This is a genomic window from Sodalis sp. RH14 (genome assembly GCF_047324285.1).
Classification (GTDB): Bacteria; Pseudomonadota; Gammaproteobacteria; order Enterobacterales; family Enterobacteriaceae; genus Acerihabitans.
The window spans coordinates 2,816,408-2,829,093 of record NZ_CP178739.1; the positions used below are offsets into that span (position 1 = coordinate 2,816,408).

Annotated in this window: 15 protein-coding genes; 11 read left to right on the top strand and 4 right to left on the bottom strand. The window is 59.6% G+C overall.

Features of this window, described 5'->3' with window-relative positions; genetic code table 11:
- Positions 1-42: 42 nt before the first annotated feature.
- From ACL2XQ_RS12865 to ACL2XQ_RS12875, 3 genes are all read left to right on the top strand, one after another.
- Positions 43-1,311, top strand: a complete 1,269-nt coding sequence (locus tag ACL2XQ_RS12865; RefSeq protein WP_410014940.1) for an ABC transporter permease — start codon at positions 43-45, stop codon at positions 1,309-1,311.
- 8 nt (positions 1,312-1,319) lie between these two features.
- Complete coding sequence (locus ACL2XQ_RS12870) at positions 1,320-2,159, top strand: ABC transporter permease (RefSeq protein ID WP_413740455.1); 840 nt, start codon at positions 1,320-1,322, stop codon at positions 2,157-2,159.
- A gap of 111 nt (positions 2,160-2,270) precedes the next feature.
- On the top strand, positions 2,271-3,002 hold the full coding sequence (locus ACL2XQ_RS12875) for an SDR family NAD(P)-dependent oxidoreductase (RefSeq protein WP_410014942.1): 732 nt from the start codon (positions 2,271-2,273) through the stop codon (positions 3,000-3,002).
- A 20-nt stretch (positions 3,003-3,022) separates the two neighbouring features.
- On the opposite strand, the gene ACL2XQ_RS12880 is transcribed toward ACL2XQ_RS12875, so the two are convergent.
- Complete coding sequence (locus tag ACL2XQ_RS12880) at positions 3,023-3,703, bottom strand: GntR family transcriptional regulator (protein ID WP_410014943.1); 681 nt, start codon at positions 3,701-3,703, stop codon at positions 3,023-3,025.
- A gap of 281 nt (positions 3,704-3,984) precedes the next feature.
- Between ACL2XQ_RS12880 and ACL2XQ_RS12885 the strand changes: the two genes are divergently transcribed.
- The 3 genes from ACL2XQ_RS12885 (at position 3,985) to btsR (ending at position 7,647) form a co-directional block, all read left to right on the top strand.
- Positions 3,985-4,992, top strand: coding sequence for a zinc-binding alcohol dehydrogenase family protein (locus tag ACL2XQ_RS12885; protein WP_413740456.1), 1,008 nt, complete (start codon positions 3,985-3,987; stop codon positions 4,990-4,992).
- A 244-nt stretch (positions 4,993-5,236) separates the two neighbouring features.
- Positions 5,237-6,928, top strand: coding sequence for a LytS/YhcK type 5TM receptor domain-containing protein (locus ACL2XQ_RS12890; protein ID WP_410014945.1), 1,692 nt, complete (start codon positions 5,237-5,239; stop codon positions 6,926-6,928).
- Complete coding sequence (btsR, locus tag ACL2XQ_RS12895) at positions 6,922-7,647, top strand: two-component system response regulator BtsR (protein ID WP_413722927.1); 726 nt, start codon at positions 6,922-6,924, stop codon at positions 7,645-7,647. Before ACL2XQ_RS12890 ends, btsR begins: the two co-directional genes overlap by 7 nt.
- Before the next feature lie 36 nt (positions 7,648-7,683).
- Here btsR and ACL2XQ_RS12900 read toward each other — a convergent pair whose 3' ends face one another.
- Positions 7,684-8,547, bottom strand: coding sequence for a helix-turn-helix transcriptional regulator (locus ACL2XQ_RS12900; protein ID WP_413740457.1), 864 nt, complete (start codon positions 8,545-8,547; stop codon positions 7,684-7,686).
- Positions 8,548-8,736: 189 nt separating this feature from the next.
- Between ACL2XQ_RS12900 and ACL2XQ_RS12905 the strand changes: the two genes are divergently transcribed.
- From ACL2XQ_RS12905 to ACL2XQ_RS12920, 4 genes are all read left to right on the top strand, one after another.
- Positions 8,737-9,051, top strand: coding sequence for an ArsR/SmtB family transcription factor (locus ACL2XQ_RS12905; protein ID WP_410014948.1), 315 nt, complete (start codon positions 8,737-8,739; stop codon positions 9,049-9,051).
- Positions 9,048-9,407 carry an SRPBCC domain-containing protein gene (locus ACL2XQ_RS12910; protein WP_410014949.1) on the top strand — a complete coding sequence of 120 codons (360 nt, stop codon included), beginning with the start codon at positions 9,048-9,050 and terminating at the stop codon, positions 9,405-9,407. The genes ACL2XQ_RS12905 and ACL2XQ_RS12910 overlap by 4 nt, the downstream gene beginning before the upstream one ends.
- 51 nt (positions 9,408-9,458) lie before the next feature.
- Positions 9,459-10,052, top strand: a complete 594-nt coding sequence (locus ACL2XQ_RS12915) for an ATP-dependent Clp protease proteolytic subunit (protein ID WP_413740458.1) — start codon at positions 9,459-9,461, stop codon at positions 10,050-10,052.
- 259 nt (positions 10,053-10,311) lie between these two features.
- The gene (locus tag ACL2XQ_RS12920) at positions 10,312-10,587 is read left to right on the top strand and encodes an alpha/beta fold hydrolase (protein ID WP_413740459.1); all 276 of its coding nucleotides are present in this window, start codon (positions 10,312-10,314) and stop codon (positions 10,585-10,587) included.
- 6 nt (positions 10,588-10,593) lie between these two features.
- Here the strand turns inward: ACL2XQ_RS12920 and ACL2XQ_RS12925 are convergent, their stop codons facing one another.
- The gene (locus tag ACL2XQ_RS12925) at positions 10,594-11,058 is read right to left on the bottom strand and encodes a nuclear transport factor 2 family protein (RefSeq protein WP_413740460.1); all 465 of its coding nucleotides are present in this window, start codon (positions 11,056-11,058) and stop codon (positions 10,594-10,596) included.
- Between the two features lie 98 nt (positions 11,059-11,156).
- Between ACL2XQ_RS12925 and ACL2XQ_RS12930 the strand changes: the two genes are divergently transcribed.
- The gene (locus ACL2XQ_RS12930; RefSeq protein WP_410014953.1) at positions 11,157-11,561 is read left to right on the top strand and encodes a winged helix-turn-helix transcriptional regulator; all 405 of its coding nucleotides are present in this window, start codon (positions 11,157-11,159) and stop codon (positions 11,559-11,561) included.
- Positions 11,562-11,697: 136 nt separating this feature from the next.
- Here ACL2XQ_RS12930 and ACL2XQ_RS12935 read toward each other — a convergent pair whose 3' ends face one another.
- Complete coding sequence (locus tag ACL2XQ_RS12935; RefSeq protein ID WP_413723441.1) at positions 11,698-12,531, bottom strand: EamA family transporter; 834 nt, start codon at positions 12,529-12,531, stop codon at positions 11,698-11,700.
- Positions 12,532-12,686 lie beyond the last annotated feature (155 nt).

The following is a 12,686-nucleotide window of genomic DNA, read 5'->3' on the forward strand; positions in this document are numbered from 1 at the left end:
GGTTGGCGGCATGGGATCGCCACGCATTTCGGAGACGAAACAATGACATCAAGTAGAGCCATGCCGGCGCGGGATGCCGACGACGGCACGTTAAATACCGCCACGCTGAAGCAGCAGTTGTCTCAGTCGCAAAGGATTTACAAGCGCCGCACCTGGCTGCTGGTGGCTCCGCTGTTGCTGTTTATCCTGATAAGTTTTGTGGTGCCCATCGCCTCTATCCTGATAAAAAGCGTGGCGAACCCCGAGGTTCGCGACGGGCTGCCCAACGTGACGGCGGCGCTGTCCCGGTGGGACGGCACCGCGCTGCCGGATGAGGCCGTTTTCCAGGCGCTGGTCAGCGATCTGCGCCGGGCGCGCGCCGACGGGCAGATTGCCACGGTGGCAAAACGCCTGAGCTACGAAAGCCCCGCTTACCGCGGGCTGATTATGCGTACGCTGCGCGCCGCGCCTGACGCGCCGGGCATGACCCGCGCCGCGCTGATCCAGGCCTTACCGCAATGGGGCGATATTACCGTCTGGCGCTCGGTGCAGCGGGCCAGCCGGCCTTTTACCGGTTATTATGTCCTGGCGGTGTTTGATCGCAAGGTGGATATCCAGACCGGGGAGATAACCCGTTTGCCCGAGGGGCAGGCGCTGTATATCGGGGTGCTGCTGCGTACGCTGCTGATGGCGGCGGTGGTGACGCTTATCTGCCTGGCGCTGGGCTACCCGCTGGCTTACTGGCTGTCGAAACAGCCGGCCGGCCGCGCCAACCTGCTGCTGATCATGGTGCTGCTGCCGTTCTGGACTTCGTTAATTGTTCGTACCGCCAGTTGGATTGTGCTGTTGCAATCGGGCGGCTTGATCAACGGCGCCCTGTTGTATGCCGGCATTATCGACAAGCCCCTGGTGCTGGTGTTTAACCGCGTCGGCGTGTATATCGCCATGACCCATATTTTGCTGCCCTTTATCGTCCTGCCGCTGTATGCCGTGATGAAAGGCATCTCGCCTAACTATATGCGCGCCGCCATTTCGCTGGGCGCGCATCCCTTTACCGCCTTCTGGCGGGTGTATGTGCCGCAAACCTATGCCGGCATTGCGGCGGGGGGACTGCTGGTGTTTATCATGGCCATCGGTTATTACATCACGCCCGCGCTGCTCGGTGGCCCCGGCGACCAGATGCTGAGCTATTTTGTGGCGTTCTTCACCAATACCACGATGAATTGGGGCATGGCGGCGGCTCTCGGCAGCCAATTGCTCATCATCGTGATCCTGCTCTATATCGTCTACATCCGGGTTACCCGGACGCAGGCGGAGCTGGCCGCGCATTAACCGGGAGAATGATGATGATAAGACAGGAAGGCCTGTTTCTGATGCGGTTGTGGCATACCGCCTTTAATTTTTACAGCGCGGCGATACTGCTGTTTTTGGTGGTGCCGGTGCTGATCATCGTGCCGCTGTCGTTTAACTCCGGCTCGTTTCTCAGCTATCCGCTAAACGGATTTTCACTGCGCTGGTATCAGGCGTTTTTTCATTCCCGCGAGTGGTTGGGGGCGCTGGGCAATAGTTTGCTGATAGCGCCGCTGGCCACGCTGCTGGCCACTATTCTCGGCGTCCTGGCCTCGGTGGGCCTGGTGCGCGGCGAGTTCCGCGGCAAGACCCTGGTGATGGCGATTATCGTCTCGCCGATGATAGCGCCGGTGGTGATCGTGGCGGTGGGCCTGTTTTTCTTTTTCGCCCGCATATCGCTGTTGAACAGCTATCTCGGCCTGGTGCTGGCGCACGCCATGCTGGGCGTGCCTTTTGTGGTCATCACCGTCACCGCGGTGCTGAAAAACTACGATCGTAACCTGTCCCGCGCCGCCGCCAGCCTTGGCGCGCCGCCGTGGCTGGTGTTTGCCAGGGTAACGCTGCCGCTGATTGCCCCCGGGGTGTTTTCCGGCGCCTTGTTTGCCTTTGCCGCCTCATTCGACGAGGTGGTGGTCACTTTGTTCCTGGCCAGTCCCGGACAGCGTACCCTGCCAATCCAAATGTTCGCCGGCATCCGCGAAAACCTGGATCCGACCATTGCCGCCGCCGCCTCGCTGATGGTGGGCGCCTCGCTGATATTATTATTGGTGATGGAAATGCTCCGCCGCCGTTCCGCACGCATCCGCGGATCGGAAGGGCGCGGGAGATAAGATGGCGCAACGGTGATTAGGGGGGCGGCGCCAAGCGGAAAAAAGCGGATGCCCCGGCAAGGGTTTTCAGGTAGATTTTGTTGCATCACGCATCACAGGGGAGTGAACGCCTTGGAGCAGAAAACCTTATTGCTGACCGGCGCCAGCCGCGGGATCGGCCATGCCACCGTCAAGCATTTCCATGCGGCCGGCTGGCGGATTTTTACCGCCTCGCGCCAAAGCTGGGTGGAAGAATGTCCCTGGGCCGAAAAAATGCTCAATCACATCCATCTGGATCTGGAAGATATCGCCGGCGTCGAGTCCGCGCTGCCGCTTATCAAAGAAAAACTGGGCGGGCGGCTGGACGCGCTGGTCAATAACGCCGGCATCTCGCCCAAGGCCGCCGACGGCGGCAGGCTGGGGGTGCGCGAAACCGATTACGCCACCTGGATGCGGGTGTTCAATGTCAACCTGTTCTCCACCGCGCTGCTGGCCAACGGCCTGTTTGCGGAGCTGCGGCAGGCCCAGGGCGGGATCATCAACGTGACCTCCATTGCCGGCACCCGGGTGCATCCTTTCGCCGGCGTCGCCTATGCCACCTCCAAGGCGGCGCTGTCCGCGCTGACCCGCGAAATGGCCTATGATTTCGGCCGTTTCGGCATCCGCGTCAATGCCATTGCGCCGGGGGAAATCGATACCGCCATCCTCTCACCCGGCACCCAGGATATTATCGAACGGCAGGTACCCTTGCAGCGCCTGGGCCGGCCGGAGGAAGTGGCCTCGCTGATTTATTTTCTTTCCACCAACGGCGCCGCCTATGTCAACGGCGCGGAAATTCCGGTTAACGGCGGGCAGCACGTCTGACCGGGAGCGGGTTTACCGGTTTACCCCGGCGGCGCCGTCTGGCTGGCGGCGGTAAATCGGGCCAGCATCGCATCGCTGTCCAGGATATCCTGGCGCATGGCGTTGGCGGCCGCGTCACCGTCCCGCTGGCGCAACGCGGCCAGCAGCGTCTGGTGATGGCCGATGGTCATCTGTTGGGTGAGCTGGGCGTAGGCTTGGGCAATCAGCGGCCCGGTGCGCATCCACAACCGGTCGATAAAGCTGCTCAGCACCGGCATCATGGCGCTTTGCGCCACCAGTAAATGAAATTCGCTGTTAAGCCTGAGCGCGGACACCCAATCCTCTTCGGTAATGGCGCGAATATTGCGCCGGATATTGACGGTCAACAGCTGGACGGCGGCGGGGGTGACGCGCATGGCCGCGCGCTGCGCGCCCATGCCTTCCAGCTCCAGGCGCAGGGTTTTCAGCTCCAGGTATTGTTCCTGGTTAAGGGACGGCACGCGAATGTCTTTGGGCGTGCGCATCTCCAGCGCCTGTTCTTTGGCCAACTGCAATACCGCGTCCCTGACCGGGGTTACGCTGGTGCCGACCTGCGCCGCCAGTTCGCGGATGCGTAATCGATCGTTAGGTTTCAGCTGGCCGGTAATCAATGCCTGGCGCAGATTGGCGTATACGCTGGAACCGAGGTAAGAGTGTTCTATTGGGCCTGGTTGATAACTCACCGCTTTTCCCGCCTGAAGGCCGCCGCGGCGGCAAATAAACACAGTGCATCAAATATACAACATGATGCGTCAGAATAGCCATGCGCTTTCCGCCGCCGCTGATTTACACTTCTACAGAGTAGGTGTTAGTGCATTTTATGGGTAGGTGGCGGTAAAAAAAAAGTCTAGACTTTCAGAATGTTGATGAATCCGCATTGCGCCCGGCGCCGGCGTTGCGCCACGCTTGAACGCCAGATGGCCCGGGCCGCATTTTATTAAGACGATCTACGGGAGAAAAACTGATGAAAGCGATTGCCTATACCCGCCATGGACTGCCTATTGAGGATCCCCAGGCGCTGGTGGATATCGACCTGCCCAAACCGACACCGGGAGCGCGCGATTTGCTGGTGGCGGTCAAGGCGATTTCCGTCAATCCGGTCGACACCAAGGTGCGCGCCAAGGCGGAGGTCAGCGCACCGCGCGTGCTGGGCTGGGATGTCGCCGGCGTTGTCGAGGCGGTGGGCGCGGACGTCACGCTGTTTAAACCCGGCGATGAGGTTTTTTATGCCGGTTCCATTACACGGCCGGGCTGCAACAGCGAATTTCACCTGGTGGATGAGCGCATCGCCGGGCACAAACCAGCCTCGCTGGACTTCGCCCATGCCGCCGCGCTGCCGCTGACCTCGGTCACCGCCTGGGAATTGTTGTTTGACCGGCTGGGCGTGGCCGAAAACGGCGGCGAAGGCGACGTGCTGCTGATTATCGGCGCCGGCGGCGGGGTGGGGTCGATACTCACCCAACTGGCGCGAAGGCTGACCCGAATGACGGTGGTCGGCACCGCCTCGCGTCAGGAAACCCGCGACTGGGTGCTGAAACTGGGCGCGCACCATGTGATCGATCATTCCCGTCCCCTGCTGGATCAGTTAACGCAGTTGGGTATCGCCAATGTCACCCACGTGGCGAGCCTGACGCATACCGACAGCTATTATCCGCAGCTGATCGAGGCTCTGGCGCCACAGGGACGCCTGGCCCTGATTGACGATCCGGCCGCGCTCGACGCATTGCCGCTTAAGGCCAAGTCCCTGTCCCTGCACTGGGAATTGATGTTCACCCGTTCCCGGTTTGAAACCGCGGATATGATTAACCAGCACCACCTGCTTGAACGCATTGCCGCGCTTATCGACCAGGGCGTGCTCCAGACCACGTTCGCCCGGCATTTCGGCGCCATCAACGCCGCCAATCTGCGCAAAGCGCACGCGCTGCTGGAAAGCGGCAAATCCCGGGGCAAGTTAGTGCTGGAAGGGTTCTGATCCTAAGGACTGATAGCCGCGCGTACGGTATTGCCGCCGGCCGGGCTTACGCCTTAGCGCCTGCGTAACAGAACGGCGGCGGCGGGGTCAAAACCTACCGCCGCCGTTTACAGCGCTTTTAATGTAATCAGCATACAAATTAGTGAGTACCATCAAAGACAACGCCGGCGTTTTTCGGTAAGTTAGCGCCACTGAGTCCCGCGCGCGCCGCGCATGACGGGCGTTATTTTACGAGCCGTTGTTTATGCATGAGTTCAATTTGGTTTTACTGTTGTTACAGCAGATGTGCGTCTATTTGGTTATTGCGTACCTGCTGAGTAAAACGCCGCTGTTTATCCCGCTGATGCAAGTTACCGTCCGACTGCCCCATAAGCTCTTGTGCTATGTCATGTTTTCCATGTTTTGCATTATGGGCACCTATTTCGGCCTGCATATTCAGGATTCCATCGCCAATACCCGCGCCATCGGCGCGGTGCTGGGCGGCCTGCTGGGCGGGCCGGTGGTCGGCGTGCTGGTCGGTTTGACCGGGGGGCTGCACCGCTATTCCCTGGGCGGCATGACCGCCGTCAGCTGCATGATTTCCACGGTGGTGGAAGGCCTGCTCGGCGGTCTGGCGCACCGGCTGCTGATCAGGCGCGGGCGTATCGATCGCCTGTTTAATCCGTTTACCGCCGCCGGCGTCACGCTGCTGGCGGAAATGCTGCAGATGATGATTATCCTGGCGGTGGCCCGTCCTTATGAAGAGGCGCTGCGGCTGGTCAGGAGCATCGCCTTGCCGATGATCGTCACCAACAGCGTCGGGGCGGCGATGTTTATGCGCATCCTGCTGGACCGGCGGGCGATGTTCGAGAAATATACCTCGGCCTTTTCCGCCCGCGCGCTGAAAATCGCCGTTTGTACCGAAGGTTTTCTGCGCCAGGGTTTTAACCAGGAAAACAGCATGAAGGTGGCGGAGGTCATCTACCAGGAGCTGGATATCGGCGCCGTCGCTATTACCGACCGGGAAAAGCTGCTGGCGTTTATCGGCATCGGCGACGATCACCATGTACCCGGCACGCCGATTTCCTCCGCGCATTCGCGCCGGGCCATTGATAATAATGAAGTGTTCTATGCCGACGGCAACGAGACGCCGTACCAGTGTTCGTTACAACGTCACTGCAAGCTGGGGTCGGCGCTGGTCATCCCGCTGCAAGGCGAAAACGGTGAGGTGATTGGCACAATCAAGCTGTACGAGGCCAAAAACCGGCTGTTCAGCTCCATCAACCGTACCCTGGGCGAAGGCATCGCCAGCCTGCTGTCCGCGCAGATCCTGGCCGGGCAGTACGAACGGCATAAACTGTTGCTGACGCAGTCGGAAATCAAGCTGCTGCATGCCCAGGTCAATCCGCATTTTTTATTTAACGCCCTGAATACGCTGGTGGCGGTGATCCGCCGCGACAGCGATCAGGCCAGCCAACTGGTGCAGAATCTCTCGACGTTTTTTCGCAAGAATCTGAAACGCTCGGAGGAGGTGGTCACGCTCGCCGACGAAATCGAGCATGTCAATGCCTACCTGCAAATTGAAAAGGCGCGTTTTCAGGACCGTCTGCAAATCCGCTTTGATCTGCCCGAGGCATTGCTCGGCATGCATCTGCCGGCCTTCTCCCTGCAGCCCCTGGTGGAAAACGCCATTAAGCACGGCACCTCGCAACTGCTGGGTCAGGGCATCGTGACCCTGAGCGCGCGGCAGCATGACCACCGCCTGCTGTTGTGCATCGAGGACAATGCCGGTCTGTATCGGTTGGTCGCCGGCAATACCGGGCTTGGCATGAATCTGGTGGATAAGCGCGTACGGGTGCGCTATGGCGAGGAGTACGGCATCAGCGTCGAATCCCGTCCCGAGCTGTTTACCCGTATTATCCTGAGCCTGCCGCTGGAGGAAGAGGTCCCATGCTGAGCGTGCTGATTGTCGATGACGAACCGCTGGCGCGGGAAAACCTGCGCTGCCTGCTCCAGCAGGATCCGCAAATTGCCATCGTCGGCGAGAGCGCCAATGCCCTGGAAGCGATAGGGGCGGTGCACCGGCTGCATCCGGACGTCATCTTTCTGGATATCCAGATGCCGCGCATCAGCGGGCTGGAAATGGTCGGCATGATCGATCCGGCCTGCATGCCGTATATCGTCTTCCTGACCGCCTTTGATGAGTACGCCGTCCGCGCGTTCGAGGAACACGCCTTTGATTATCTGCTAAAACCTATCGAGTCGCGGCGCCTGGCCAAGACGCTTGGCCGTCTGCACAATGAACGCCCGGAGCAGGATATCGGCCTGCTGGCGGTTCAGGAAAGCGCCCTGAAATACATTCCCTGCACCGGCCACAGCCGCATCTATCTTTTGAAAACCGAGGACGTGCTGTTCGCCAACTCCAGGCTGAGCGGGGTGTATGTCACAGGTATCGAGGGCGGGGAATGTTTCACCGAGCTGACGCTGAAACTGCTGGAAAGCCGCACCCCGCTGGTGCGATGTCACCGGCAGTTCCTGGTCAATCTGGCGCATTTGCGCGAAATTCGCCTGGAAGATTCCGGCCAGGCGGAGATTGTACTGAGCAACGGCCAGACGGTGCCGGTCAGCCGGCGCTACCTTAAATCCCTCAAGCAAAGCCTGGGGCTAAAAGCGTAGCAGGGGGCCAATGCGCCGCCGCCCTGGCCTGGGCGTCTACTCCGGCATCGCCGGCGGTAGCGGCGCAGGCGCCTGGGTTGCCGCCAACAGCGCCCGGATGCCGGCCCGATCGCCGGGCGTTGCCGGATTATAGATAACCAGGCCCAGATCCGGCTTGCCGTCGACGGAGAACGCCGAATATTCGAGCGTGATCAGTCCCAGGGTCGAATGCCGGATGTACTTGGTTCCCTCGCCATAAATGCCGACGTCGTGGTCACGCCACAGGGCCGCGAACTCCGGGCTGGCCAGGCTTAATTCCTCTACCAGCGCCCTGGCATGCGCGCCTACGCCGGTCCTGGCCGTTTCGGTGCGAAAGGCGGTGACCACGAAACGCGCCACGCTTTCCCAATTGGGTATTTTTGTCATGACGCCGGGATCGCAGAAAATGATGCGCAAAATATTGCGCCGGGATTCGGGCAGCGCCGGATAATTGGCCAGCACCACCGTGGCGGCGCGATTCCAGGCAATAATGTCCCATTCGGCGGTTTTGACATACGCGGGACAATATTCCAGCGAGTCAAGCATACGTTGCAACTGCGGCGTCACGCCGCGGCGCTTGGCATAAGCCACCTCCGGCGGCCGGTTCTGGGCCAGCAGGAATAAATGCTCGCGCTCGACATCCGTCAGGGCGAGCGCGCGGGCGAGGCGGTCGAGCACGTCGGCCGACGGCGCGCCGCCGCGGCCCTGCTCAAGCCAGGTATACCATGTGGTACTGACGTTGGCGAGCAGCGCCACCTCCTCGCGGCGCAGGCCGGGCGTACGCCTGCGTGTCATGGAATAGCCCAGGCTTGCCGCGTCGAGCCTGGTGCGGCGATACCTGAGATAGTTTCCCAGCAGATTGTCATCCTGCGCTGTCGTCATGCCGTTGCCTTTCCCCACGGGTGCTTTGCCGTATTATCGCCATATCGGGCCGGTTTGTCACAGACCGCCTTGAACCGGTGCGACATAAACAGTATAGCGCCATGCTTTTTCGCGCACCATCACGCGTTCAGGGCGCTTAAATAGCGTGGAAGCTTGCGCGACACATAAGTAAGTGCTAATGTATTTGCTATGATAGAAAACGACATCTTCAAGGCGTTAGCCGATCCGACGCGACGCGCCATCTTCGAAAAACTGGCGGACGGCAGTATGAACGCCAGCGCGCTGCGCGTGGGCATCGAAATTAGCCAATCCGCCATGTCGCAGCACCTGGCGGTACTGCGCAACGCCGGTCTGGTGCGCGAAGAGCGGCGGGGCCGTTTTGTCAACTACGACATTAATCCGCAGGGTTTGGCGCTTATCGCCCGCTGGCTGGCGAAGTATCGGGCCTACTGGCCCGCGCGGGTGGATGATTTGAAGGTTTTGCTGAAGGATATGGATCAATGACAAACCCTAAAACCGGGGATCGCGTCAACGAGCTGCGATTCGAATATGAACTTGATGCGCCTGCGGAAAAGGTCTGGCGGGCCATCAGTATTCCCGCGCTGCGTGAGAAATGGCTACCCGGCGTGGCCCTGGGGCAATGCGCACCCCTCTCATCAACCCGGGAAGGCGAAATACGTTATCGCCTGCGGGAAGCAGAACCGCCTTTCCTTGCAAGCCATGTCACGTTGCATATCAGGCCGAATGACGCGGGCGGGACCATTCTGACTATTATCCACCGGCTGGCAGATGCGCGGCTGGGCAGCCCGGTGCCCCCTGCGGCCAACGACGACACGTCTTCTCTGATGCTTGCCGCCTGATCCGCCTGGCGGGCCACAGCGTATTTTTGCCATAACCATAAGGAGTCGCCCATGCGCGAAGCGCTGCAACTCATCCCGATGGTGGTCGAGCAATCCAGCCGGGGTGAACGATCTTTCGATATTTATTCACGGCTGTTGCGCGAACGCATTATCTTCCTCAATGGTGAAGTCGACGATACGATGTCGGCATTGGTCTGCGCGCAGCTTCTTTTCCTGGAAGCCGAGAATCCGGAAAAGCCCATCCATCTGTATATCAATTCGCCCGGCGGCGTCGTTACCAGCGGTTTCGCCATATATGACACCATGCAGTTTATTCAGGCGCCGGTCTATACCCTTTGCATGGGAACCGCGCGCTCGATGGGATCATTTCTGTTGATGGCGGGCGCGCCCGGCCAGCGGGTGGCGCTGCCCAACGCCAGTTTGCACGTGCATCAACCTTTGGGCGGTTATCAGGGACAGGCGTCGGACATCTTTATCCACGCCGAAGAAATGCGGCAAACGAAACGCCGGATTACGCGATTATATGCCGAGCATTGCGGGCGCAGCTATGAAGAGGTTGAGCGCACGCTCGATCGCGACCGTTTTATGACGGCGGAGGAAGCGCTTGAGTGGGGACTGATCGATCGCGTTCTTATTAAGACGTAAGAGAATATTTTGAATGCGCACCGATCGCGCGCGTTCTTATAAAACGTAACAGGGCTTTTATGACGTACGGCAACGCTCCACCACGGCAAGCCGTCCAGGCTACCCCTGAATTTTCTCTTGACCTTGACAGCACTGTCAGAGTTTAGCCTAAAGCCTCCTTTGATTACGGTGAGAGTTTATATCATGCCAATGGTTAAAATCGAGGGTACGACAGTGTCCTATCGGGTTGATGGCGAGGGTCCTGGTCTGGTATTGGTACATGGCACCGGCGGTGTCGGGGAAAGTAACTGGGCGCCAGGTGGAACTGGACCTGGTTTTGGACGTAAGCGATCGGGTCGGGCGCATTACCCAACCCGCGCTGGTCATAGGCTGCACTCATGACTATATGGTGCCGCCCGCCCACGGGCGGGCGCTGGCCGCGCAAATAGCCGGCGCCCGCTATGCTGAACTGGACGGCGGACACCTGGCGATGCTGGAACGCCCCGAAGAATTCACGCAGAGGGTGACGGGCTTCCTGCGCGCCGCGGGACGTTAAGGGATCCTAAGCACCCGCGAGCACCGTTGGATCCCCCGTCCGCCAGACGTTGTCGACCGTGTTGCGCTGAATAAGCCAGACCTGGTCACGCCTTACCAGCTCGACGTTATAGCGGTTTTTCATCAGGTAGTGGCGCGAGTTATCATTGCGCGCTACGTGCTGCGCCTCCACCAACGCCTCCAGATGCGCCTTATCGCCGTTAATGCAGACCCGCGGATTGCTCACGGAATGTGTCGTGTCGAGCTGGCTAAGTGCGTTCGACAGGGCCGTGACAATCGTCTCCCGGCCTTCCAGCACCGGGTATTCAAATCCGGCTTTTGCCGCGGCGGGCCGGAAATCGGACACCGCATCTTCCGCCAGCGCTGAGGCGAGCAGGTCGGTATCGCGCAGATCGATGCCCGCGGCGAACCGGTACAACGCCTCGACCACGGCGAGCGTATCGGCGGTTTGCTCAGGATATAAAGATGACATGGGTAACTCCTTGTGGGTTATGAATCTATATGGTATATGACGTATACTAGGTGTCAATTAGGCACTAATATGTCATCAGGTATCCCAGAGGAAACCGCATGTTGAATCAGGCTGGGCAAACGGCGGCTCAAGACGAGCCGGCTATAGAGGCGGGGGGAGCCGGCGGTTCAAGCCGTTTACTGCTGGATCAGATCACGGATAAATGGTCGGTGCTGATCCTGGCGGCGCTGTGCCATAAGCCCTTGCGCTTCAATGAAATCAGGCGTTGCCTGGACGGCATTTCCCAAAAATCACTGACCCTTAGCCTAAGGCGCCTCGAGCGCAGCGGCATCCTTGCCCGCCGGGTTATTCCTGCTTCCCAGGTCGCGGTGGAGTACAGCGTCACGCCGCTGGGGCGCACGCTGGAGGTGCCGTTTCGGGCATTATTTGACTGGACGGTTACTCATTCAGCCCAGGTTCTGCAAGCCCAGATGGATTACGATAAGGGAACAATGAATCTGTAGTGGTCATCACGGCATTGCGGCACGGCCTTTCGTCGCTGTCTCTTTCTAATGCCGGCGCTGGCGATCGCCTTCGGTACTACGCGATGTAAACCAGATTAATTGCTTAACGGCTGGGGGAAATTTTAGCGCCGGGATTTTAAGCCAACCGCAACACTCCCGCGCCTATCGCTATGATGCAGGCCGCCACGACCCGTGATGGACTTATGCGTTCGCGCAGGACCAGGCCCGAGAGAATAAGACCAAATAATATCGAGGTTTCCCGCAGCGCGGCAACCACGGCGACCGGCGCAACCGTCATGGCCCACAGCGCCAGCCCATAGGAGGCGACGGTGCCAAATCCGCCCGCCATGCCCAGATGCCAATTGGCGGCGAAATAGCCTTTTACCGCAGCGCGTCGCCTGCACATGGCCCAGGCAAGCAGGGGCACTCCGGTAAACAGGAAAATCAACAACGTATACGCGGCGGGGGCGCGGGATAACCGCACGCCTTGCCCGTCAATAAGGGTGTAACCGGCGATAACAGCGGCATTGAGCAACGCCAACACCACCCCTTTTTTGTCTTGCCCGTGCGCAAATATGGCCATGCTTATTATGCCTGCGCAAATTATGGCAATTCCCAGCCAGGCGGTCGGCGTTAATAGCACGCCAAAAAATAGCGCGCCCATGGCCGCGACGATAAGCGGGGCGCTGCCGCGCATTAAAGGATAGGTCTGACTCATATCGGCGATGCGATAGGTTCTCGCCACCAGGCAAAAATACAGAACTTGCAGCAGGGCCGACGCGCCGATAAAAGGCCAGCTTTCCCTGGCGGGGGCGGGCAAAAACGGCAGCGCCAGGGCGGCGATCAGCGCGGCGCACGCGGTGACCAGTATGGTCGTTAGTAGTTTATCGGCGCCGCCTTTGACCACGGCATTCCAGGTGGCGTGCAACACAGCGGCAAACAGCACTACGCTAAAGGCAAAAGCGGTCATGCGAACCAGCGTCGAGGGAAGCAAAATAGGGTCATAGATATACTGCGTTTTGCGAATGTTAAAAAAAAGCATGCCGCATGATGGGCACGGAAATCAAATACAAATGCTGTAGGCATATAAATTTTCGGGGACTTGGCCGCGTACGGGCGGCGCCT

What these genes read in the sequence shown, in the direction of transcription:
- ACL2XQ_RS12890 (WP_410014945.1), top strand. Translation starts at nt 5,237, where the DNA reads ATGCATGAGTTCAATTTGGTTTTACTGTTGTTACAGCAGATGTGCGTC.
- ACL2XQ_RS12935 (WP_413723441.1), bottom strand. Translation starts at nt 12,531, where the DNA reads ATGACCGCTTTTGCCTTTAGCGTAGTGCTGTTTGCCGCTGTGTTGCAC.
- btsR (WP_413722927.1), top strand. Translation starts at nt 6,922, where the DNA reads ATGCTGAGCGTGCTGATTGTCGATGACGAACCGCTGGCGCGGGAAAAC.
- ACL2XQ_RS12865 (WP_410014940.1), top strand. Translation starts at nt 43, where the DNA reads ATGACATCAAGTAGAGCCATGCCGGCGCGGGATGCCGACGACGGCACG.
- ACL2XQ_RS12930 (WP_410014953.1), top strand. Translation starts at nt 11,157, where the DNA reads ATGTTGAATCAGGCTGGGCAAACGGCGGCTCAAGACGAGCCGGCTATA.
- ACL2XQ_RS12905 (WP_410014948.1), top strand. Translation starts at nt 8,737, where the DNA reads ATGATAGAAAACGACATCTTCAAGGCGTTAGCCGATCCGACGCGACGC.
- ACL2XQ_RS12900 (WP_413740457.1), bottom strand. Translation starts at nt 8,547, where the DNA reads ATGACGACAGCGCAGGATGACAATCTGCTGGGAAACTATCTCAGGTAT.
- ACL2XQ_RS12915 (WP_413740458.1), top strand. Translation starts at nt 9,459, where the DNA reads ATGCGCGAAGCGCTGCAACTCATCCCGATGGTGGTCGAGCAATCCAGC.
- ACL2XQ_RS12920 (WP_413740459.1), top strand. Translation starts at nt 10,312, where the DNA reads ATGGCACCGGCGGTGTCGGGGAAAGTAACTGGGCGCCAGGTGGAACTG.
- ACL2XQ_RS12925 (WP_413740460.1), bottom strand. Translation starts at nt 11,058, where the DNA reads ATGTCATCTTTATATCCTGAGCAAACCGCCGATACGCTCGCCGTGGTC.
- ACL2XQ_RS12870 (WP_413740455.1), top strand. Translation starts at nt 1,320, where the DNA reads ATGATGATGATAAGACAGGAAGGCCTGTTTCTGATGCGGTTGTGGCAT.
- ACL2XQ_RS12910 (WP_410014949.1), top strand. Translation starts at nt 9,048, where the DNA reads ATGACAAACCCTAAAACCGGGGATCGCGTCAACGAGCTGCGATTCGAA.
- ACL2XQ_RS12885 (WP_413740456.1), top strand. Translation starts at nt 3,985, where the DNA reads ATGAAAGCGATTGCCTATACCCGCCATGGACTGCCTATTGAGGATCCC.